Origin of the sequence: Flagellimonas beolgyonensis (genome assembly GCF_003992615.1) — a bacterium.
GTDB classification, from domain to species: Bacteria; Bacteroidota; Bacteroidia; order Flavobacteriales; family Flavobacteriaceae; genus Flagellimonas; species Flagellimonas beolgyonensis.
Map to the genome: position 1 here is coordinate 630,409 of NZ_RZMY01000013.1, position 23,338 is coordinate 653,746.

Sequence of the window (23,338 nt, forward strand, 5' to 3'; positions counted from 1 at the left end):
CAAACATCTTATAACAAACGTTCATGATTCCTTTGAAGCAGGAAGGCTATTCGTTCCTTTAACGCTTGGGGTTCCACTATTTTGGCATAATCGCCAAACATGAGGTACCAACGGGCAAACCCATTATCAATATCGGTGACCATAAAGCTCATTTCCACTTCACCATCCACTACCCTTTCCGAAACAAAGCCATAATGCTTTTTGCTTCCTTTGATAAACTTGGCCACCTTTTTGTCCACCAATATCTTCACCTTGGTCCGCTGTACGTTTTCCTTTTTACTCTGATGATCGTCCAAAGTGCCATGCTCCAAGGTAAAATTTTCCTGTGTGCGTTGAATTTTATGGATGCGATCGGTTCGGAAATGTCGGTAATCCATTCGAAGGTGGCAATACCCCAAAATGTACCAAAATCCATTCTCGTGGAAAAGCCCCACAGGTTCAATTTTGCGATTGGAGGGTGTTTCTTCCCGCAGCGATTCGTACTTGAGATAAACTTGTTTACGTTCGGCAATGCTTTCAAACAAGATCTCCAGCGCATCGGGTATCGTGGCATTGAACAACTCTTGTCCGGGAACTATGGACACCTGGGTTTCCAAAGCCTCCACCCAGTCCTTTTCCTTCCCTCGGAGCACGGATTTGAGCTTGTACATGGCCGATTCGTAATAGGCACCGAGTGACCTATCGGTAAATTGCTGCATCAACTTTTCAGCGGCAACAAAACTGCCTGCCTCTTCCCTAGTGAACATCACCGGGGGCAAACGGTACCCTTCCATGATGGAATATCCTACCCCAGCTTCACTAACAATGGGAACCCCTGAGGATTCCAAGGTTCGGATATCCCGATAGATTGTTCGCAAGCTTACCTCAAATCGGTCGGCCAGATCCTGTGCCTTCACAATACGTTTGGATTGCAATTGGATCAATATAGCCACGATCCGGTCAAAACGTTTAACGGTATCCATTCCCATAATTGCATGTGCTATCTCCCAAAGATAGGACTTCAAACCAAGCTCGGGAGACCATTTCCATTTCATTTTATGTGGTTTTTCAATCCTGACCTTACCATAGGTCATCAAAACATTCGTGGTACAAGAATACCACCAAAGGGTGACAACGGCTTGTCAGCACCATTTTTTTCAAAAGCAAAATTTACTGTTGACAAAGGGCTGTCACTAGGTCATTCTACTTTTGAATCCACAATGTTTAACCTTTAAAAATAAATTAGTCATGGAAAACATCACAGCAAACAAAACAACCCAAGTAATTACACCTGCACAATTGTTGGAACATTGGCAGGGCCACCGTAGGTTGACCCGGAAAGTGATCGAGGCTTTCCCCGAAAACGATCTGTTCAATTATAGTATTGGGGGCATGCGCCCTTTCGCGGCAATGGTATCTGAATTGTTGGCGATTGCCGTACCTGGTTTACGGGAAATGGTAAGTGGTAAAACAGCCACCTTGGATGAACATATCGATTTTGGCAACAGCAAAACCAAAGTGTTGGAGTTATGGGACAAGGCCACCGTAGAAATCGATGCACTTTGGTCCCAACTTGGACCCGATCGCTTTCAGGAGCACATTAAACTATTTGGGCAGTATGAAGGTTCGATCCAATCTTCCATTTTCTATTTTGTGGACAATGAAATGCACCATCGTGGACAAGCTTATGTGTATTTGCGTTCCTTAGGTATTGAACCACCTCTATTTTACGACCGGGATTAACGCCAAGCCATGAAAACTGTTCTTGTATTTAAAACTTCGGTCGAAGCACCACGCGATGTTCGACAACTACAGCCCAAGTTGAACCAATTGGTGAACGGTTCGGGTTGTTGGAACTTCGACCTCGAGGATTGTGATAATATTCTTAGGGTGGAAACACAAAATTTGCAAGCACACTCCATTTCCGAACTATTGGAAAACCATGGCCACAGTTGTATTGAACTCCATTGAATCAGTTCGTATAAAAGAACAATAAAGCCCCGGTTTCGGGGCTTTATGTTTACAGGTCTGTTTTTTGTTTAAGTGCGTTGAATTGTTCCAACAATTCTTGATATCTATCTTTCTCTTCCTGACCGGGCTGTTTATCCCCACTGCTCAAAATATAATATAGGTAGGAAATCTGCGGCACCATCATTTGTTGGGGATAGGCTCCTTCCTCATTTTTGAGTTGCTTCAGGATTTCTTTGAAGTGGTCCAGCTTGGCATCTCCCACTTTGGATTTTTCCAACTCCTTGATTTTCTGCTCAACCTCATCTTGGAACATGCGAGCTTCGGACAACAAATCGATAACCTTAAACTGAAGGTCTTGTTGTTCCAAAATGTCTTCTAGGGAAACACCATCCTGCTCCAAACGGGGATCGATAAGCACTTCAAAAGGATGTTCGATGGAAGTTTCGCCCACGGTCAACCTTGCTGTGTATTTTCCAGGAGGCACCATGGGTCCATTTTTATAGCGACGGCTCTTGTTTTTATCCCAAGGTCCTTTTTGGCGTAGATCCCACGCAAAGCGATTGATGCCTTTTTTGGTTTCCAACTTTTTGTCCATATATACAAACGTGGCGCTTAATGCCATGTCTTCCACTTTCTCGGTGGTGGACTCCAATTGGGTGGAATCCGCCACGATGGAAGCAACCACTTGTCCTTGAACGTCCAAGATATCGAGCTTGACCCCACTCTTCATATCGCTGGGCAAATAGTAATCGACAGTGACATTGGTTGATGGGTAATCGGGATAATCACCACCTCTGGGACTATCATATCGAATGGTATTGTCGGGCTTGAACAAAACCACTTCATCACCCAAGTTTCCTATTTTGGGATCTTGCATAGCGGAAACATTGTCCAAAATCCAGAAACCACGTCCCATGGTGCTCAAAATCAAATCACCACGAAACAAGATGATATCGGTTATGGGCACTACCGGAAGGTTCTGTTGGAAACTTTTCCAAGTCTTGCCATCATCCCAAGAAACAAACATACCGAATTCAGTTCCGGCATAAAGCAATCCTGCCTTGCCTAGGTCTTCACGCAAAACGCGGGTGGTATAATCCGAAGGTATGCCGTTACTATCGGTACTGATCAACTCCCAGCTTTCCCCATAATTTTCGGTTTTGTACAAGTAGGGTTTGGTATCGCCCAACAAATGACGGTCCACCGCGATATAGGCCTTGGCCGGATTAAATTGTGAAGGCTCAATGGATTCCACACGTCCGCCTTTTGGCAACTTTTTGGGGGTAACATTCTTCCAAGTGGCCCCGCCATCCCTGGTCACTGAGATGATACCATCATTGGAACCTGTCCAAATTAGCCCTTTGGTTATTTTGGACTCCCTGATAGAGTATAACGTGCTATAATATTCTTCACCGGTGATATCCCTAGTAATGGGATTTCCGGAAATTAACTGTTTATCGGGCTCATTGGCTGTAAGATCGGGGGAAATGATCTCCCAATGTTTACCGCCGTCATTGGTTTTGTGCAAAAACTGGGATCCCATATACACTACTTTGGGATCGTAAGGTGACACATGGATCGGCGCCACCCTTTGAAAACGGTATTTTAGATCCTTTGGATTGTGGCCGTAAATATTAGAAGCCCCAATGGAATATTCCCGATCGATTCCCGTAATCTTACTGTACACACTGAAACGGCCCTTACAGTTGTTGTACACCATATAGTGATTGCCCGGCATGGGAATGACCGGTCCGGTTTCACATCCGCCAACGTTCATCATAATGGTGTTCCCTGGTGTAGTGGATGCCAAAGGTGAGGTACTGGGTATGGCAATCGTAGTATTGTCCTGTTGGGCACCGTACACCCAATACGGGTATTGATCGTCCACCGCAACTTGATAGATCTCGGCGGTAGGCTGGTTGAACTGGGTCGACCAGGTTTCACCTCCATTGTGGGACACATTGGCCCCTCCATCATTACACTGGATCAACAGGTTCGGATTGTTCGGGTTGAGCCAAATATCGTGGTTGTCCCCATGGGGTACACTCATCCGTTTCCAGGTTTTTCCACCATCCGTGGATTTGATCAAGGGATTGGCATTGGAGTATACGATATCGGGATTGGTAGGATCCAACTCGATATTGGTGTAGTAAAAGGGCCTGTTCACCAAACGTTCATCATCGGAAACGTGGGTAAAGGATTTGCCCTGATCCACGGACTTGTACAAACCCCTTTCTTTTTCAGGGGCTTCGATTACGGCATATAAAATACGGGAATCCACAGCGGAAACCGCCAAATCGATTTTCCCGATCAAGCCTTTGGGCAATCCCTCTTCCAACTTCTCCCAAGTTTTTCCGCCATTAACCGACTTATAGATGCCGCCTTCGCTGTTTTTACCGCCAGAATCAATGGTCCACGGGGTACGACGGGCTTTCCAAGCGGCTGCATACACCACATTCGGATTGCCGGGCAACAATTCCAGATCGGCAAAACCCACCTCATCGGAAACGAACAAAACCTTTTCCCAAGTCTTACCGCCATCCGTGGTTTTAAAAATGCCCCGTTCCAGGTTGGACTTAAAGGCATTACCAATGGCGGCCACCCATACGATGTTGTTATTGGTGGGGTCAATTTCCACAGCTCCGATTTGTCCCACATTATCGAGGCCAATGTGTTCCCAAGTTTTTCCGGCATCGATGGATTTGTACATCCCTTTACCGGCAATGATATTGCTTCGAATACCATCGGATCCCGTTCCCACATAAACAATATTGGGGTCGTTTAGGGCCACCTCTATGGCGCCGATGGAGGGTGTGGAAAAGAAACCGTCTGATACATTGTTCCAAGTGGTCCCGTAATCCGTGGTTTTCCATACCCCTCCTCCTGAAGCACCCAAATAAAATGTACCAGGTTCCATAGGTGTTCCCGTTACCGTGGTCACCCGTCCGCCTCTGGCCGGCCCAATGGTCCTATATTGAAAAGCATCGAAATCCTGCGCTAATAGGCTACAGGTCATTAAAAATGTGAGCAGAAATTGAAAAGAACGAAGTTGAATTCCCATGAGTCAGTCGTGTAGTTTGGTTATTTCCCAAATCTACTAAATACCTATCCAATCTGAAACGTTCCTGTTTAGAATTGCCTACTTTTTCACAAATAAATAGCACGGCAACCCTTTGCTTTGGATGCCAATCATACAATTGGCCCTTTTTGGGATAATGAATCATGGCAAGGTTGGAAATTACAGCTATACAGTTTTTAAAAAATCCTCCTCCAATATTGTAACAATTTACCTACCTTTTGTACTTATGATTATTCAACATTAAAACTCACAAATGAAAACACTAAAAATCACCATTGCCCTAATTGCTTTTGCTCTCGCTTTGCCCATACAGGCGCAAACCGCGGACGAAATACTCGAAAATTATTTTGAAAATACCGGCGGACTAGATGCCTGGAAGAATTTAAAAGGGATGAAAATGACCGCCAAAGTCAACCAAGGCGGCATGGAAATTCCTTTGGAAATCTATAATTTGAAAGATGGTCGACAAATGACAAAGATTACCTTTCAAGGCAAAGAAATTAAACAAGGGGTTTATGACGGTGAAACGCTTTGGAGCCACAATTTTATGACTATGAAGGCCGAAAAATCAGATGCTGAACAAACGGCCAATTTCAAATTGAACACCAACGACTTTCCGGATGCGTTTATTGGCTACAAAGAAAAGGGATACACCGTGGAACTTCTTGGAAAAGAAACCATTGATGGAACTGAAACGTTTAAAATCAAACTGGTAAAGGAGCCCTTGACCATTGATGGCAACCCACAAGACGACATTTCGTATTACTTCTTCGATGTGGACAATTTTGTGCCCATTGCCGTGCAGTCCGAGATCAAATCAGGCCCTGCCAAAGGCCAAATAAGCGAGGTTACCATGAGCGATTACCAAGAGGTCGATGGTATATACTTTCCTTTTTCGATGACACAGGGTGTTAAAGACGGCCAAGCACAACCCATTACCATTGTAAGCATCGAGCTGAACCCTACAATCGACGACGCTGAATTTGCCTTCCCCAAAGAAGAAACCGAGAAAGAATAAATTTTAATATTGAGACCCTAATTTTTTAGGGTCTTTTTTTAAACTGACTAATCATGAAAAAACTCCATTTTATGTTGGCCGTTCTTTCGGTCGGCTTTGTTACATTGGGACACGCCCAATCTTTGGAAGCTATTGACGGCAAAGCCCTTTTTGGGGATTTGACCGCAAGACATATTGGGCCTGCTTTAATGAGTGGGCGAATTAACGACATGGAAGTGCACCCATCCAACAGCCGCATCATTTATGCGGGAACCGCTGGTGGCGGTGTATGGAAATCGAACGATGGCGGTGCCACCTTCAATCCTATTTTTGACGACTACTGCCAATCGATTGGTGCAGTGGAATTGGACCCCAACGATCCAGATAAGACCATTTATGTAGGCACCGGTGAAACCTGGACCAGAAACAGTGTTTCGGTTGGCGACGGACTCTACAAAACGACCGATGGTGGAGCCAACTGGACCAAAATTGGGTTCGACAAATCTGAACGAATAGCCAATATCATCGTCAACCCAAACAACTCACAGGAAATTTACGTTGGGGTATTGGGTGCTCTTTGGGGCGATAGTGAGGAACGAGGGGTCTATAAATCCACCGATGGTGGCACGACTTGGGAGCGACTGCTCTATATTGACCCTAAAACAGGATGTGCCGACCTGGCCATCGACCCTAGCGACCCCAATATACTTTATGCCTCCATGTGGGAGTTTCGCAGAACAGGCTGGTCCTTTGAGTCCGGTGGTGAAAAAAGTGCGCTTTACAAATCCACGGATGGTGGAAAAACCTGGAACAAGATCCACAATGGTTTCCCAGAAGGAAAGTTGGGCCGATTGGGTATTGCCGTGGCACCGTCCAACCCTAAAGTGCTCTACACCGTTATTGAAGCGGAAAAAGATGAGCGCAAGGGTTTGTACCGAAGTAATGATGCAGGTGCCTCTTGGGAGCAGTTGAACAACGATTTCGGCATCACGGTCCGACCCTTTTATTTTTCAAGGATTGTGGTCGACCCCAAAAATGAGGATGTAGTTGTTAAAGGTGGCCTTAGTGGTTCCATTTCAAGGGATGGCGGAAAAACCTTTAAAGATTTGGGCAATATGCACTCCGACATCCACGATATTGTTTTTAGCATCAAAGATTCCGATATCATGTATGTGGGCACTGATGGTGGAGTCTATCGCACTTGGGATGGGGGCACAACCATGGAAATCGTTGAAAATCTTCCCATTTCCCAATTTTATCAAGTAAGTGTGGATGATGCGGAGCCTTACAATGTGTATGGAGGGCTCCAGGACAACGGTTCTTGGTGGGGGCCATCCTCCTCCCCTGGCGGTGTTGAAGCACGGGATTGGAATTCCATTGGCGCGGGAGATGGCTTCCGTGTGTTGAAGCATCCTACAAAACCCATCATTTATTCCGAAATGCAGGGCGCGGAAAATGTTTGGCGAATCGATACCGAACGACAGTTGACGAAAACCATTCAACCCCTACCCGCCTCCGAAGGCCAAAAATTGCGATGGAACTGGAATGCTCCAATGGCCATCAGCACCCATCAACCTGACCGCTTTTACATGGGCAGTCAATACCTTCATAAATCTGAGGATATGGGGGATACTTGGGAAATTATTTCCCCCGATCTGACCACCAATGACCCAGCAAAACAAAATCAAGAAGACTCCGGCGGACTTTCCATGGACAATTCAGGGGCCGAAAACCACACCACTATTTTCACCATTGCCGAATCCACGTTGGATGAAAATGTGATTTGGGTAGGTACCGACGATGGTAATGTTCAGGTGACGCAAGATGGGGGAAAAACATGGGCCAATACAGTTGGGAACATTCCCGGCCTGCCCAAAAATACGTGGTGTTATCATATTGAGCCCAGTGTTTTTGATAAAGGCACCGCCTATGCGGTTTTTGATGGGCATACGATGAACGACAAGACCCCATACGCCTACAAAACCACGGATTTTGGTAAAACTTGGACTAGCGTCATTTCTGATGATGTGGTTGGCTTCGCCAGAAACATCCAAGAAGATTATGTTAATCCCGATTTGTTGTTTTTGGGAACCGAGTTCGGATTGTACATCACCATGGATGGGGGCAAGAACTGGAAAAAGTTTACGAACAACATGCCATCCGTGGCCGTTCACTTTATTGAACTGCATAAAAAGACCAATGATCTGGTAATGGGTACCCACGGTAGGGGTGTTATTATCATTGATGATATTTCGCCGCTTCGAAGCATTAACAACGAGGTGTTGACAAAGACCTTGCATTTTTTCGATACTCCCGATACCGAAATAAGTGAAACCAGCTCCTTTAGTGGCAATTTTGGTGCGGAAACCCAGTTTGTAGGAAGCAACAAGACCAAAGATGTTCAAATAAAATACTACCTGAATAAAAGACACACCTTTGGAAAAATGACCATGGTCATTGAAGATATGGATGGGAACCAAATTGCGGAATTGGGTCCGGGCAAGTCAAAAGGAATCAATATCGTCAATTGGAACTACACCCGAAAAACACCCAAGGTGGCCAAAGGGAAAACCTTCAGTTTTGGTGGTTTTACAGCACCCCAGGTACCTGCCGGCACCTATAAAGCGGTGATCACCAAAGGAAAGGAAACCTTTGAGCAAACCTTCAACCTTGTTTATGATAAAAACTCACCGCTAACGGAAAAAGATCGCGAACTGAAGGAAACGACCATCATGCGATTGTATGACATGACCCAGGAACTTGCCTACTTGGTGTATGAATTGGATGCGATTTTGGAACACGCAAGTTCAAACGGTGATAAAAAAACGGCCGACAAATTGAACGCCCTTAAGGAAACCTTGGTGATCACCACGGGTGACAATTATGTGGGATCTGCAGAACCTCAATTACGCGAGCGTATGGCTGACCTATACAGTAAGGTGGCCACAAGTTATGATAAACCTTCTGGTGCAGAGCTCAACAACTTGGAGGTAATCGCAGAACGCTTCAATAACGCGAAAATGGATTTTGCTAAGATCAAGGACAAATACCTTAAAAAGCAAGAAGTTCAATTGATGTCTTTTGACGATTTCTTGGAAAGCAACTAAATAGTATTTCCATAATATTTTAAGAGCCGCATCAACATGCGGCTCTTTTTGTTCCCCCTCCCTGGAAATACCTAATCAGATGCTTTAACAGCCAAAACTGTCTCCATAGGTAGTTTAAATGATGCATCGTTACAAAATCCATCAATGGCTCCCGTGATAAATATCATTGCCCAAGACCGATGTTCGGGGTAGATTCAACCTATAAAATCGTCTAAACATGGTACGTATTTTCATTATCTCTATTTGTGCCATTCTCTTTGTAACTGTACGACCTTCCCAAGAAATTGCAGCAAAGGAAGTGGTTCGCATAGCGGACAATAACATGCGTGGGAATACGTCCCAGGCAGATATCACCATTACCATCGTACGACCCAATTGGCAGCGGGAAATGGAAATGAAGGCATGGACGAAAGGTGATGATTATACCCTGATTCTGGTGAAAGCCCCAGCCAAGGAAAAAGGCATTGCCTTTCTGAAACGAAAAAAGGAGGTATGGAACTGGATACCGGCGATTGAACGCACCATAAAACTACCTCCCTCAATGATGTCCCAAAGCTGGATGGGCACCGACTTTACCAACGACGACCTGGTGAAGGAGGCCTCTTCGGTGGAAGACTATGAACACAGACACTTGGGCAGGGAAAACCTCAACGGCAAAGAATGCTACAAGATCGAGATGGTTCCAAAGCCTTCCGCAGCCATTGTATGGGAAAAAGTGATCGTTTGGATCGATACCCAAGATTTTTTACAACTCAAGGCAGAATTTTACGATGAGGACGGCGAACTGGTAAACATCATGAATTCCAGCGACATAAAAATGTTCGGATCCCGAAAAGTGACCACCCAAATAGAAATGATACCCACCGATAAGGAGGGTTACAAGACTGTGATCCAGTACAACCATCTCCTCTATGATGAGGAGATTCCCGAAAATTTCTTTACCACAAGAAACATGACACAAATAAAATGATGTTCCTAAAATTGGCATGGTTGAATATTTGGCGAAACAAACGACGGACACTGATCACCATCGCGTCTGTTTTCTTTGCCGTGTTGTTGGCCATCACTTTTCGTTCGGTAACGGATGGGGTATATGAAAACATGATCCACAATGTGGTCAGTTACTCATCGGGCTATCTGCAAATCCATAAAAAAGGCTATTGGGACGAACAATCCATAGACAACTCTTTTGAAGCCAATGAACAGCTGAACCAAAGGTTGCTCAGTAATCCCAAGGTTACACAACTGATGCCCCGATTGGAAACCTTTGCCCTTTCATCTTTTGGTGATAAGACCAAGGGCGTGCTCGTTTTGGGTATCGACCCTGCTAGCGAAAAAATGGTCAACCAGCTTGATGAAAAGGTAATCGAAGGTGGCTATTTTCAAAGCGAAAATGATAATGCAGTATTGGTGGGAAGCGGTTTGGCCGAACAACTGAATGTTAAGGTAAATGACACCCTCATTTTGATCGGACAAGGATATCATGCCAGTAGCGCAGCAGGAAAATTCAATATTATTGGGATATTGAAATTGGGGTCCCCGGAACTGAACGGGAACGTGATTTATATGCCCTTACGAACGGCCCAAAACCTGCACGGTGCGGAAAATCGATTGACGTCCCTGTCCATTATGCTTAGTAAAACCTCAGATTTGGAAGGATCAAAAAATGCGGTTGAAAGCACTATTGACACTGATGCCTACGAAGTGATGACCTGGAAACAGATGATGCCCGAAATGGATCAGTTTATCGAAGCGGACAGTGCAGGGCATTATATTATTATCATTGTTTTGTACATCATTATTTCGTTTGGACTATTCGGCACCCTGCTCATGATGACGTTTGAACGAAACCGTGAATTCGGCATTCTCATTGCCATCGGCATGAAAAAAAGGCTGTTGGCCTTTGTGGTTTTATTGGAATCCATAATGATTTCCTTGATAGGGTGTTTCATGGGTATTTTGGGGGGCATTCTATTGGTTCGGTTGTTTACGGAATACCCCATTCAATTTAGTGGATCGTTACAGGAGGTTTATGAAGAATATGGTTTTGAGCCCATTATTTACTTTTCGGGCCACCCCCGTATTTTCATCAACCAGACCCTGATTGTATTGGTGCTGGCCATATTGTTGGCCCTATATCCCGGTTATAAGGTAATCAGGCTTCGGCCCGTGGAAGCCATAAACAGTTGATCATGTTGGTGCAAATTGCTTGGCGGAACATTTGGCGCAACAAAACACGCAGTTTTGTGGTGATCGGCTCCATTGTGATCGGTCTGTGGGCCAGCATCTTTATTTTGGCATTTGCCTGGGGACTCTACAAAAACAACATTGATGAGTCAGTTAACAGGCAACTCTCCCATATTCAAATTCACCATCCTGAATTTACCCACCAACAAGAATCAAAATTTGTGATTGAACATTCCGATTCCATCCTTTCCCTATTGCAGAAAGATGATCGGGTTCAAGCTGCAAGTGCCCGGACCATTACCAAAGGGATGATCACCTCGCCTACCACTGCAACCGGTGTTACGGTATATGGCATCTCTCCAGCAGCTGAAGAAAAACAGATTGGATTGAATGAAAACCTGATAGAAGGGGACTACTTTGAATCGGGCAAGTCAAACGAAATCTTTATTGGAGAAAAACTGGCCAAAAAACTAAAGATAAAATTGCGGAGCAAGGTGGTGGTCACCTTCACGGATATTGAATCCAACATGGTTTCCGCAGCCTTCCGCGTTGGTGGCATTTATAGGTCACGAAACCTTTCCTTGGACGAAGTGAATGTTTACGTTCAAAAACAATCGCTGGACAATCTTTTGGGGCTAAAGCCTTCCGAAAGCAATGAACTGGCCATCTTACTAAAAAATGAGAGCGCGTTGGATTCCTTCAATTCCGATGTACAACTGATGGTCCCTCACAAAAAGGTGGAAGATTGGATGGATCTTTCACCAGAGTTGGAATTGGTCATAGAATCGTTCCATCTCTACACCTACATCATCACGGGCATTATTCTGTTGGCCCTCACCTTTGGTATTGTGAACACCATGCTGATGTCCGTACTGGAGCGGATTCGCGAACTGGGCATGCTCATGGCCATTGGCCTCAACAAGAAAAAGATATTTACCATGATCATGTTGGAAACCCTTTTCTTGACCTTAATTGGATGCCCGGTGGGTCTTTTGGTGGGTTGGTTGAGTGTACTGGTATTGGGCTCAATTGGCATCAACATTGCCATATTCTCCGAGGGTTTGGCCAGTTATGGTTTCAGCTCGATCATCTATCCGGCACTGGATAGCCAGAACTATTGGACCGTGGCCATCATGTGTCTGATCACCGCACTTTTATCTGCGATTTATCCTGCGTTCAGGGCACTTCAATTAAATCCTGCCGAATCCATCCGTAAAATATGAAGCCATGAAAAAAACAATTATAGACGCACATAACGTAAGCAAGACCTACAACGAGAAAATGATTCCAGTTAAGGCATTGCAGGATGTGCACCTCCATATCGAAGAAGGTGAATTTGTCGCTTTGGTCGGGCCTTCGGGTTCGGGCAAATCCACCCTGTTGAACATGATCGGTGGACTTGACGAACCATCTTCAGGAACCGTTTTTGTGGATGGTGTTGAAATCACCAAACTGCCTGAAAACAAATTGATCGATTTCCGGTTGGAAAACATCGGATTTGTTTTTCAATCCTTCAACCTGATTCCTGTGCTCACTTCCAAGGAAAACATTGGGTTTGTGCTCCAATTGCAAAAAGTTCCGAAAAAAGACCGGGAAAAAAGGGTATTGGAATTACTTCAGGAAGTGGGTTTGGCAGAAAAAATAAACAGTAGGCCCGGTGAGCTTTCCGGTGGACAACAACAGCGTGTTGCAGTGGCCAGGGCATTGGCCTCAAAACCCAAGATCATTTTGGCCGATGAGCCAACGGCCAATCTGGATTCCAAATCGGCGGCCAATTTATTGGACATTATGGCCAAATTGAACAAAGAGGAAAAAATAACCTTCTTGTTTTCGACACATGACCAACGTGTGATTGAAAAAGCCAGGCGTGTAATCACCTTGGTCGATGGCAAGGTTGATTCAGATATTGTACAAACACCAACTTAAGCACAATGGCTCGTGCAGCACACATATGGCTCATTTTTATTCTCCTTTTCCCCCTTTGTATTTTTAGCCAGGAAAAGAAACAGCCACTGGTATTGAACGGATATGTCAAAAACCTTCATCAGTTCCAGTTTGTGGATAACCTGGAACAGCTGCAATGGACCACATTTCTGCACAACAGATTGAATTTTGCCTATGCCCCTTCCGAAAGCATCAGCTTCCGATTGGAATTCCGTAACCGAATTTTTTATGGGGATGCCGTTGCCAACTTCCCAGGATTTTCTGACTTGATGACCCAAGATAATGGATGGGTAGATCTAACCTGGAGTGTTGCTGAAAATGGGCATATGCTCTTGGTGTCTGCCATCGACAGGGCATCGGTGAGATTCACCAAAGGCAATTGGGACATTACCGTTGGCCGACAACGGGTAAACTGGGGTCGTAACCTAATTTGGAACCCCAATGATATTTTCAATACCTATAATTTTCTCGATTTTGATTATGAAGAACGCCCGGGAAGCGATGCGGTTCGGGTTCAGTACTACACCGGTGATTTCAGCCGGTTGGAATTGGCCGCCAAAAAAGGCAGGATAACAGACGATCATATCGTTGCCCTATTGTATGGCTTTAATACATGGTCGTACGATTTTCAGCTGATTACCGGCATCTATCAAAACGATTGGGTGATGGGGTTGGGTTGGGCAGGCAATCTCAAAAATATGGGGTTCAAGGGGGAGCTCTCCTATTTTGTGCCCCGAAAAGACTATCTGGGCAATGAGCATGTGTTAAGCGCCTCCGTTTCGGTGGATTATGGTTTTAAAAATGGGTTGTACCTCTATGGAACGGCCTTATACAATGGAAGTACTTTGGATCAGAACGGCAGCATAGAGAATTTAGCCATCACAGCCATCACGGCCAAAAACTTAATGCCTTTCGAATTTTCAAGTTATGTACAACTGGCCAAAGAATTCTCCCCTATTTTTTCGGGGTCATTGGGAACCGTTTACGCTCCCACCAACCATTCGGTGATCGCCATCCCCACATTAACCTATTCCCTTGCGACCAATTGGGAAATGGATCTTATTTCACAATCCTTTTTTGAGTTCAAGAAATACCGCTCTTTGGGCCATGGCATTTTTTTTAGGTTACGCTGGAGCTTCTAAAACACACACTACAATGTTTCCATTGACCTTTTAATATCTTCACCTGAGTAAGGTTATTTGTGGTCCAAAGGTATTAAGTGAAATTAAAAACGGGGGCAAGTGCCCCCGTTTCCTCATTTGCATATATGAGGTATCGCTACCTAATATTACAAGCCCAATCTGTAATTCTTTATCACCTTTGTTGCCATCGTTGACCCGTATGCTGCACCTTGATGGGGCAAGATTGCATCTGTTGGTTCGGCAAGGCAGAAATACCGGCCATTAGCATAGATAAGTAGGTCAGTAAACTATGTTTTGATCTGAGGTCGGTTTTCATAATTTGTTGGTTGGTTATTTACTTTAGTTTGTTTGGTTTGGTATACGGTTGACTTCTTAACTGGCTTTGGATAGACTTTTCATCCATACATGTTGTCCCATGTCAGGTCTGGATACTTTTTCCACGGTCATATTTTTGATGGCCTTATCCACTGATTTTTCAAAACGTGGCTTGTTCATGGGCTTTACCAAAAAATCCTTCACCTGATCGTATTGAAAAGCATGCAAAGCAAACTGTGAACGGGTAGAGTTCAATATAACTTGGCAATCGCACTCCAACAACTCAAGCACCTCAAAGCCACCCAAGCCTGGCATTTCAATATCCAAGAATAACACATCCGGTTGAAATTTGTTTACGGCTTCCAATCCTTTTTTGGGATCATCAAAGGTTCCCATCAAACGAAGATTGGGGTGGTTCTCGATCAATCTACCGGTGGCTACCCTTTGTAGGGTTGAGTCGTCGATTACTATTGTGGTTAAAGTCATTTTTCTGAGTTGAGTTGGTTGGTTGGTTTTGAATTCTATTACTAAAACAAGCTATGGGGTGATTTTCCTGATACCTTTGGATAAACGGTCATTTTTTTCGATGAACTGCAACTTGATGTCCAAATCCGTTGAAAAGTATGCTCCTATCTGCATTAACAACCGTTTTTAAAACGTAGGGTATCCGTGCCAATACGCACAACCACCAATCCTTGACTGTTGGATTGGGCCGATTCATTCACGTCCCAAACACCATTAAAATCATCGAGGCCTACCACATTGATTTCCAGTTTCATATCCACACCAGAACCAGTAACGCTCCATGTTCCCACAAATATATCGTTAGTATTGAGCACAGTGACGGATAGGGTGCCGTCTACTTGGAAATTGAAAACAAATTCGGTGTACAGACTCGTTAAATTTTGATTGTCCCGTGATAAGGCGTCCACGGTCCAAACCGTGCAACTGGTCAAGTTATCTTCAAATTCAGTTGGATTGCAGTCGGTACAATCATCATCGTTGAAATCGTTGTTGTCGTCCTCGTCACAATCATCCTTATAGGTATCAATTAGGTTTTCCAGATCCACCAAATCATAAGCTTGGATAAGGGTGCCGTCCGAAAGAGTCAAGCCAATGGGAAATTGAATATTGGCCACATCGGTTTCTTGCAAGGAGGCTATAAATTCATATAAGGACTTATCATCGGTAAATGATAAGGTATTCAACGTTTCCTTCGCCGTATTGAATAGGCTTATTGCCATTGGATATTTGATATCGATACATTCAATATCATCATCATTTTGATCTTCTCCGGAACAAGTGCTGGCATAGGTGTCGAATTCTGCCTGATCGGCAACCAACACCTCACTATGGTCCGAAAAAATAAGGGTTACCGGAAATTGGATAACCATGGTATCGGTATCCACCGCACTCTCATCAAAAATGGCCTCTATGGCTTCATACCCATCCGAATTGGTAACCGTTACTTCAGTACCATTGGCCACAACCACGACAGGCAGTTTCAACGAAAAACAACTGGCATTGTCAATAATATTGTCCATAGATCCATCGTGCATGGTAGTGCGCAACAACAAATTGGCAACAGTCGTGTTGGCTTCCAAAGCTTGGTCTGGTGGAGCTCCCTGAAAATCGAACTCCTCCTTCCTGCACGATGTATTGACCAAAAAGGCCGCCAGCAATAGAATGAGGGTCAAAGATTTAGCGGTTATTTTCATAATGTTTGGCTTAAACACGGATACTCCATTTAGTTATTAAACAACCAAACGATCAAAACTCCTGAAAATTTTTAAAAAGATTTTTATCTTTAGTCGAATCAAAAACCAACCTTATTGGAAAAGTCCCTCCAAAAAGATGTTTGTGATGAATCCTTATTCGCAAGTATCTATGAAAAGTATGCCCAAAATTTACATGATTTCCTCTATTACAAATACGGTGATCGATTAAATCCCGGAGACAAGGCACAGGATGCCTTTGCAAAACTTTGGGAAAATTGCAAAAAAGTTACCGCGGACAAAGCAAAATCCTACCTGTTCACCATCGGCAACAATTTAATGCTCAATGAGGTCAAGCACCAAAAAGTGGTCTTGAAATACCAGAACGAAACCCCCAATGCCTGCGATATTGAAAATCCCGAGTTTTTGCTCGAAAAGGATGAGTACCTTAAAAAGTACCAAAATGCGCTCGCCAATCTTTCCGAAGAACAGCGTGTTGCGTTCATGTTGAACAAGGTGGAAGGGAAAAAACATGAAGAAATTGCACAAATTTTAGGAGTTACCCGAAAGGTCGTGGAGTATCGTATTTACTCGGCTTTTGACCAATTGAAAAAAGAATTGGAAAATTTTAGGGTAAAATAGTCAGGAGAAAAGGAAAGTTGATTGTTATATAGGAAAGAACCGAAAACATGGACCAAGAGAAATTGATGGAAAAGTGGCTGAACAACGATCTTTCCGAGGCGGAAAGAAAAGCCTTCGATGCTTTGGAAGATGCTTCATTTTTCAAAGACATCATTGCGGATGCGTCCCATTTTAAGGCATCCCATTTCTCTGCTATGGCGGACTTTGACACCTTCAAGAAGCGTTCCATGCAACCTGAACAAAAGGTCAGGAAAATTGATTGGTTCAAGCCCATGATGCGGGTGGCCAGTATTGTTGTGGCCGTTTTGGGTCTATACTACATATTTACTTCAATTTCGTTGACCGAGGTACAGACACAGGTTGCTGAAAAAACCAGCATCAGCCTGCCAGACGCGTCCCAAGTAACCATCAATGCCCAATCGGAAGTTGCCTATAATGAAAAGGAATGGGCAACCAAAAGAGAAATCACCTTGAAAGGTGAGGCCTTTTTTGATGTGGCCAAAGGGGCCAGGTTTGATGTGGTGACCGAGTCCGGTACGGTAAGCGTATTGGGTACGGAGTTCAATGTGAAACAGCGTGGTTCATTTTTTGAAGTGGCCTGCTTTGAAGGCACCGTGCAAGTTGCCACCAATGAGGGTACCGTTATTCTACATGTGGGCGACAATATGACCTTAATGAACGGATTACTTACCACGGGAACCAACACCTTTGATGAGCCCCAATGGACCCAAAACAAAAGTTATTTCCAACGTACCCCGGTTTCGGAGGTTTTTGCTGAACTGGAACGGCAATATGGGGTAACTGTTGGTCAAGAGAATGTAAATACCGATCAACTATTTACAGGCGGATTCGATCATAACAACCTATCCCAGGCCATAAAGGCCATTGGTGAACCGTTGAATCTGGCCTATCAAATAAATGGCAAAGAAGTGCTATTTAGCACAAGAAATTAGTTCTCCCAACTTTAAGAAACACCAGTTCCCCCTGTTTCCCATCACCATGTAGGCACTACACACCATTCCTAACGAGGTTCATACTAAAGCGCACTACCGTGCGTTTTAGTTGTTATGGGAAAAAGATTACTTTTTCTTATTGTTTGCCTAACCGCCTTATATACAAACTTTACGGTTGCCCAAACAAAAGAAAATCAACCTCTGACCACAATCCTTGCCCAAGTGCAGGAGCGTTTTGGCGTACAGTTCAACTATGTTTCCACTTTGGTGGAAGACATCGCCATTAATGCGCCGGATGATTCTATGGATCTGGAGCAAACCCTTTCCTATTTGAACCAAAAAACCAAATTGGGCTTTGTTATCATATCCTCCAATACCATTTCCATCAGGGAGGAAAGTTTCCGTGTTTGTGGATTTCTGAAAGATAGAGATACCGGAGAGTCCTTACCTTTTGTGGCCATCCAAAGTGGTTCAACAGGCATTTACGCCGATGAGAACGGCTATTTTGAATTGGAAGAACTAACCCGAAACGACAAGGTTCTTATAAAATTGATGGGGTATAAACCGCTGAGCTTGGAGGCAAAGGATATGAACACCTCGGGTTGCAATCCTATCTTCATGGTGCCCTACCACGAACAATTGGCCGAAATTACGGTGTATGATTTTTTGGTCCGTGGACTGGATAAACTCGACAATGGTTCCTATCAATTGGATCTAGATCGCTTTAGCACCCTTCCAGGTCTGGTTGAAGACGATATTTTGTTTTCGGTGCAATCCTTGCCGGGGGTACAGAGTGTGGACGAAACAGTTTCCAACATCAATATCAGGGGTGGCAGCCACGATCAAAACCTGATTACTTGGGATGGTATCAAAATGTACCAATCCGGGCACTTTTTTGGGCTTATTTCCATGTACAATCCGCAGATCACCAATGTGGTTGAGCTGCGAAAAAACGGTAGTGACGCTTCTGAAACCGACGGGGTATCCGGAACCATTGCCATGAAAACCGAGGAACGGCTCAACAACAAACTCAAAGGTGGCATCGGTGCCAACCTTATCGATGTCAACAGTTTTATTGATGTACCGATCGGGGACAAACTATCCTTTCAACTGGCCTCGCGTAAGGCCATAAGTGATTTGGTGGAAACCCCGACCTATTCCCAGTATTTCAACCGGATAGCACAGGATACCGAACTCGAGCGAAATGCATCAACGGTTCGCAATTCCGATTTCAACTTCGATTTTTACGACACCTCCTTTCGCCTGCTATACCATCCTTCGGACAAGGACCGCATTAGGGTGAATTTTATCCATACGGCCAATGAGGTGTTCTTTGATGAAGTGGCTGAAATGTCTGGCATAGAAGTTTCCAAACAAAGCAATATCGATCAATCCAGTTTGGCGGCAGGTGTACAATACCATCGAACCTGGTCGGATAAATGGAGCACTGATTTTGCCTTTTACAATACCGATTATAAACTGCAGGCCACCAACGTCAATATTTTGGAAGACCAACGGTTTTTACAGGAAAACAAGGTCTCCGAAACCGGTGTAAAAATTCAGATCGTCGATGAAATTACAAGAAAAACCCATTGGACTCATGGTTATCAATTGGTGGAAACCAAAATCACCAATCTTGACGATGTGGACGACCCCCTCTACCTTCGATTGGAGGGTGAAGTACTTCGAACCCATGCCTTTTTTTCACAAATGGGAATGACGTCCAAAAATACGGCCTCCCACATTAACGTTGGGTTGCGTTTTAATTACCTCACCGAATTCGATAAGCAGATTTGGGAGCCAAGGTTTACATTCAACCATAAAATGAACGATCATTTCAGCTTGGAAGTCTTGGGGGAGTTCAAACACCAAAGCTCCTCCCAAGTCATTAATTTCCAAAATGATTTTTTGGGATTGGAAAAACGAAGATGGCAGCTTTCCAACGACACATCCATTCCTGTTATAACCAGTAAACAGGGATCATTCGGTTTATTGTACAACAAGAAAGGTTGGTTGGTCAATGGCGTTGCATTCTACAAACAGGTAAATGGGATCACCACCCAGAGTCAAGGGTTTCAAGACCGGTACGAATTTGTAAAAACAGCGGGGTCTTATGTAGCCAATGGACTCGACCTTTTGCTTCGAAAACAGTTCCAGAACAACCATGTTTGGTTGAGCTATTCCTACTTGGATAGTGATTATACTTTCAACCAGTTACCGGAGCAAACCTTTACGAACAATTTTGAAATCGCCCATGCCGTAACCTTGGGCGCCAATTATAATGTGGGACATTTGGTGTTCGCCACGGGATTGAACTGGCATTCCGGCAAACCCATAACGTTGCCGGTTACCGAAAATCCGGTAATTGATGGTGAAATCAACTATGGTCAGGCAAACGCCGAGAACATGACGGATTATCTGCGAATGGACATCTCGGGAAAATATGAAATAACCTGTGGGGAACATACCAAATTGGAATTGGGGGCCGCTTTGTGGAACGTTTTTGATACGGACAATAGTCTTAATGTCTTTTACAAGCCCGATGAGTCCAATACGGCACAACGGTTTGAAAAAAGTGCTCTTGGCCTTACGCCCAATTTTTCGGTAAAATTAATGGTGAATTGACCTATCCGGCCAACGGATGTTGAAATTTAATTAAGCCTCTACATCAAAAAGTATAAAAAAAGAAACGGTGCACCATACCTAAAGTGCACCGTTGCCAGCATTGCCCCTGGAACTATCGCGATCTGACTCGAAACAAATCGCTACAGTGTTTGTAAAATAATGAGTAGTATTATGTATTGTAATGAAAAGAATAAGATAAGTCGTTTAATGAATTTGGATTGTGCTTCAAAAATCTTTTGAAAATCCTCTGTTTCCAATGCTTCTGTTACCGTTATTGAGTTAAATTTCTTCATATCTCATGGTGTTTGGTATAGATTAAACAATCGAAAAGAAGAAATTCCTGAAAAAAATTGATTTTTTTTCATAAAAAATGAAAACCAAAACAATCAGCAATCCTTTATTGTTGCAAATACGCTAAATGCCAGTACCACCGAACAGTTAGTCGAATATTGTAACCTGTCTGGAATCATATGCCTAGTTTGTTAAAAGGAACCATAGTTAATATTACTTCAAGAATCCTGTACCTACAAGAGCTTACAAAAGCAACATTGACTTCACCATTTTTTTTTAAATAGAAGTATGTCTTCAGTTACACTGTACGGTAAATAACTTTGACATAAATTTGAAAACCTCATTCGGAAATAATTTTTTGGGATACAAAGTATGAACCAGTTCCTTTTTAATATCGAAAGAACTTTTAAAGCATCCGAAGTGGAATTGTCCGCACTAAAAAATGCCATGAAGGAAGAACACCTCAAACGAAACCAGGTCTTTCTTAAATCTGGTCAGGTCTGCACAAAACTGGCATTTATTTCCGAAGGATCTATGCGACTGTTCTATGATTCTCCCAATAAAGAGGTCTGTAATGATTTTTTCTTTGAAAACTCCATAGTGGGTTCTTTGGCCAGCTTTTTATCACAAACCCCATCCTTGACCACCATTACCTCGATTGAACCCTGTAGACTGTTTGTTCTTCATCGGGACGATGTAATGAACCTTGTTGCCAACCATGCGTCACTACGAAAAATGGCCGACATCGTGGTACAGGAACAACTGCTCAGAACCGAGAAAAGAGAGGCTGCTTTGCTCAGTGTGAATCCCGAGGACCGATTTAAAAATTTGATGGAAGAGCATCCAAAAGTATTTAAAAGAATTCCACTTCATTATGTGGCCAGTTATTTGGGAATAACCCCGGAGACCCTGAGCCGATATAGGACGAAATTCCTGGTCTAAGTTTTCTTGATTTGAATCAATTGCATTTATAATAGCTTGCCCTTTCTTTGTTCAAGTAATCAATACATTTCCGATGAAACTTGAACATGTTGCCATTTGGACTTCCAATTTAGAAAAACTCAAGGACTATTATTCCACCTACCTTTCTGGCAACCCCAATGAAAAATATACCAATCCCGATACCAATTTTCAAAGCTACTTTTTGACATTTGAATCGAGTGCACGACTGGAACTTATGAGTATGCCAGGTATACCGGAAAACAGCAATGACACTATAGAAAAACAACACAAAGGTATCATACATCTTGCTTTTGGGGTCGATTCCAAAAATGAGGTGGACCGGATGGCATTGGAATTGGAAGCAGCCGGGTTTACTATTTTAAAAGGCCCCAGAACAACTGGCGATGGCTATTACGAATTTGAGACCCTCGACCCAGATAATAATCGGATAGAAGTAACAACATTGGCTTAAAATAAAAAATCAAAGATTATGGAATCACCATCAAAAAACGAACAGTTATTGATTTTGACAGACGTCATAAAGATTTTGGTAAGTAATACCGAAACCAAAAACACCTACGCCATTTTCGAGGAGAATGTACCTCCGTTGGGAGGCCCACCTCCCCACTCCCACCCCGATGAGGAAGTATTCTACATTTTGGAGGGCGAATTCGAATTCATCAAAAACGACCTGAACAATCCTTTTAGAGCATTGCCCGGAAGCGTAATCCATGTGGCTTCCAATGAGGTACACACATTCAAAAACGTTGGTAAGAAACCAGGTAAAATGATTGTTTTGCTTACACCTGGGAACTTGCTGGACTACTTTAGGGTCATTGGGGATTCCTTGGACGAAACAGTGGATTATCCAGACTTGGAAAAAGTGCCCGATTTTTCCAAACTAAATGTGGAAAAAGCATTTAAACATGCCAGTGAACACAACGTTCAATTCATTGTTCCCAAAATAGCCGAAAACTGACTATCTTAAGCATTTCATTTTCATAATTATGATAGTTGTTGACCTTATTCGAAATAATGATGGGGAAATCTATGCCAAATTGAGCTACGAACCCCAAAAAAATTATCTGTTGATGAAATGGATAGGGTTCTGTTCGGAGGAGGAAGTAAAATCTGCCTCCATGAAAATGCTGGAGTGGCAAAAAAGGGAGGGCTCCAAAAAAGGGTGCAAGTTCCATGTCCACGATACCAAAGAGATTGAAGGTGCATGGGCGGGTCTAGTGGATTGGATAACCAACTATTTTTTTCCGCTCAATTACGAACATGGTCTTCGTTACAATATAAGCATAATTTCGCCCGATCTGTTTTCCAAACTATCCTCCATCGAATTGCAAAAAAGGAGCAATGACAGGGTAAAAACCGTGTTGTGCGAAACCATTTCCCAAGCCGAAGCATGGTTGACCAAACGCTATACGGAACTTTCGAGCTAAA

20 protein-coding genes are annotated in these 23,338 nt (G+C 43.6%); 16 read left to right on the plus strand and 4 right to left on the minus strand.

Annotation, left to right across the window (positions count from 1 at the left end):
* Positions 1 to 8: 8 nt before the first annotated feature.
* A complete protein-coding gene (locus tag EO131_RS09580; protein WP_241243824.1) occupies positions 9 to 968 on the minus strand; it encodes a helix-turn-helix transcriptional regulator in 960 nt (319 codons plus the stop codon).
* Between the two features lie 259 nt (positions 969 to 1,227).
* On the opposite strand from EO131_RS09580, the gene EO131_RS09585 reads away from it, so the two are divergent.
* Positions 1,228 to 1,722 carry a DinB family protein gene (locus EO131_RS09585; protein ID WP_127021226.1) on the plus strand — a complete coding sequence of 165 codons (495 nt, stop codon included), beginning with the start codon at positions 1,228 to 1,230 and terminating at the stop codon, positions 1,720 to 1,722.
* A 9-nt stretch (positions 1,723 to 1,731) separates the two neighbouring features.
* Positions 1,732 to 1,950 carry a hypothetical protein gene (locus tag EO131_RS09590; protein ID WP_127021228.1) on the plus strand — a complete coding sequence of 73 codons (219 nt, stop codon included), beginning with the start codon at positions 1,732 to 1,734 and terminating at the stop codon, positions 1,948 to 1,950.
* 49 nt (positions 1,951 to 1,999) lie between these two features.
* On the opposite strand, the gene EO131_RS09595 is transcribed toward EO131_RS09590, so the two are convergent.
* Entirely contained in the window at positions 2,000 to 5,011 is a 3,012-nt protein-coding gene (locus EO131_RS09595; RefSeq protein ID WP_127021230.1) for a hypothetical protein, read from the minus strand.
* A gap of 271 nt (positions 5,012 to 5,282) precedes the next feature.
* On the opposite strand from EO131_RS09595, the gene EO131_RS09600 reads away from it, so the two are divergent.
* The 7 genes from EO131_RS09600 to EO131_RS09630 all read left to right on the plus strand — a co-directional run bounded on the left by EO131_RS09600 (position 5,283) and on the right by EO131_RS09630 (position 14,406).
* Positions 5,283 to 6,047: an outer membrane lipoprotein-sorting protein gene (locus EO131_RS09600; protein WP_127021232.1), complete on the plus strand. Its 765-nt coding sequence runs from the start codon at positions 5,283 to 5,285 to the stop codon at positions 6,045 to 6,047.
* Between the two features lie 53 nt (positions 6,048 to 6,100).
* Positions 6,101 to 9,133, plus strand: a complete 3,033-nt coding sequence (locus EO131_RS09605) for a VPS10 domain-containing protein (RefSeq protein WP_127021234.1) — start codon at positions 6,101 to 6,103, stop codon at positions 9,131 to 9,133.
* Between the two features lie 217 nt (positions 9,134 to 9,350).
* Positions 9,351 to 10,103, plus strand: a complete 753-nt coding sequence (locus EO131_RS09610) for an outer membrane lipoprotein-sorting protein (protein ID WP_127021236.1) — start codon at positions 9,351 to 9,353, stop codon at positions 10,101 to 10,103.
* On the plus strand, positions 10,100 to 11,323 hold the full coding sequence (locus EO131_RS09615; protein WP_127021238.1) for an ABC transporter permease: 1,224 nt from the start codon (positions 10,100 to 10,102) through the stop codon (positions 11,321 to 11,323). Before EO131_RS09610 ends, EO131_RS09615 begins: the two co-directional genes overlap by 4 nt.
* Positions 11,324 to 11,325: 2 nt before the next feature.
* On the plus strand, positions 11,326 to 12,543 hold the full coding sequence (locus EO131_RS09620) for an ABC transporter permease (protein WP_127021240.1): 1,218 nt from the start codon (positions 11,326 to 11,328) through the stop codon (positions 12,541 to 12,543).
* A 4-nt stretch (positions 12,544 to 12,547) separates the two neighbouring features.
* Entirely contained in the window at positions 12,548 to 13,246 is a 699-nt protein-coding gene (locus tag EO131_RS09625; protein ID WP_127021242.1) for an ABC transporter ATP-binding protein, read from the plus strand.
* A gap of 5 nt (positions 13,247 to 13,251) precedes the next feature.
* On the plus strand, positions 13,252 to 14,406 hold the full coding sequence (locus tag EO131_RS09630; protein WP_127021244.1) for a hypothetical protein: 1,155 nt from the start codon (positions 13,252 to 13,254) through the stop codon (positions 14,404 to 14,406).
* Between the two features lie 372 nt (positions 14,407 to 14,778).
* Here EO131_RS09630 and EO131_RS09635 read toward each other — a convergent pair whose 3' ends face one another.
* Together EO131_RS09635 and EO131_RS09640 are read right to left on the minus strand one after the other, a co-directional pair.
* Positions 14,779 to 15,207 carry a LytR/AlgR family response regulator transcription factor gene (locus tag EO131_RS09635; RefSeq protein WP_127021246.1) on the minus strand — a complete coding sequence of 143 codons (429 nt, stop codon included), beginning with the start codon at positions 15,205 to 15,207 and terminating at the stop codon, positions 14,779 to 14,781.
* Between the two features lie 152 nt (positions 15,208 to 15,359).
* Entirely contained in the window at positions 15,360 to 16,439 is a 1,080-nt protein-coding gene (locus EO131_RS09640) for a hypothetical protein (protein ID WP_127021248.1), read from the minus strand.
* Positions 16,440 to 16,553: 114 nt separating this feature from the next.
* Between EO131_RS09640 and EO131_RS09645 the strand changes: the two genes are divergently transcribed.
* From EO131_RS09645 to EO131_RS09675, 7 genes are all read left to right on the plus strand, one after another.
* A complete protein-coding gene (locus EO131_RS09645; RefSeq protein ID WP_127021250.1) occupies positions 16,554 to 17,078 on the plus strand; it encodes an RNA polymerase sigma factor in 525 nt (174 codons plus the stop codon).
* Between the two features lie 47 nt (positions 17,079 to 17,125).
* Positions 17,126 to 18,031: a FecR family protein gene (locus EO131_RS09650; RefSeq protein ID WP_127021252.1), complete on the plus strand. Its 906-nt coding sequence runs from the start codon at positions 17,126 to 17,128 to the stop codon at positions 18,029 to 18,031.
* A gap of 222 nt (positions 18,032 to 18,253) precedes the next feature.
* On the plus strand, positions 18,254 to 20,656 hold the full coding sequence (locus EO131_RS09655; protein WP_164731660.1) for a TonB-dependent receptor: 2,403 nt from the start codon (positions 18,254 to 18,256) through the stop codon (positions 20,654 to 20,656).
* Positions 20,657 to 21,319: 663 nt separating this feature from the next.
* On the plus strand, positions 21,320 to 21,889 hold the full coding sequence (locus EO131_RS09660) for a Crp/Fnr family transcriptional regulator (RefSeq protein WP_127021256.1): 570 nt from the start codon (positions 21,320 to 21,322) through the stop codon (positions 21,887 to 21,889).
* 73 nt (positions 21,890 to 21,962) lie between these two features.
* On the plus strand, positions 21,963 to 22,361 hold the full coding sequence (locus EO131_RS09665) for a VOC family protein (protein ID WP_127021258.1): 399 nt from the start codon (positions 21,963 to 21,965) through the stop codon (positions 22,359 to 22,361).
* Between the two features lie 18 nt (positions 22,362 to 22,379).
* Complete coding sequence (locus EO131_RS09670) at positions 22,380 to 22,868, plus strand: cupin domain-containing protein (RefSeq protein WP_127021260.1); 489 nt, start codon at positions 22,380 to 22,382, stop codon at positions 22,866 to 22,868.
* Between the two features lie 28 nt (positions 22,869 to 22,896).
* Positions 22,897 to 23,337, plus strand: coding sequence for a hypothetical protein (locus EO131_RS09675; RefSeq protein WP_127021263.1), 441 nt, complete (start codon positions 22,897 to 22,899; stop codon positions 23,335 to 23,337).
* The last annotated feature ends 1 nt before the right edge of the window (position 23,338 follow it).